Source organism: Staphylococcus pasteuri (genome assembly GCF_030547725.1).
In the GTDB taxonomy this organism is placed as follows: Bacteria; Bacillota; Bacilli; order Staphylococcales; family Staphylococcaceae; genus Staphylococcus; species Staphylococcus pasteuri.
Map to the genome: position 1 here is coordinate 1 of NZ_JAUOQO010000723.1, position 247 is coordinate 247.

1 protein-coding gene is annotated in these 247 nt (G+C 43.7%); it reads right to left on the reverse strand.

Features of this window, described 5'->3' with window-relative positions; translation table 11 throughout:
* On the reverse strand, positions 1–247 hold a 247-nt coding region (gene lptD, locus Q4528_RS15265; RefSeq protein ID WP_303522548.1), incomplete at both ends, for an LPS assembly protein LptD.

The window sequence follows — 247 nt, forward strand, 5'->3', positions numbered from 1 at the left end:
GTGTAAACAGTGTTATCACTATGAGTGAAATTACTGATTTCGCTATCAAAACCAAATTGCAGGGTTTGCCAGTCGAGATCCCAATCACCCGCGAATGTAAGTTGTGGCAATAAGGTGTGTGGCTGCTCGGTGTTGCCTAGTACCTGAAAGTCTTGAACTAACAATTGGGTGTACCAGTTTTTGGTGTGGTAACCCACATCACCGGTTTGCAATAGCTGGTTTTCATTTACATTGCCGAGTTTATCGC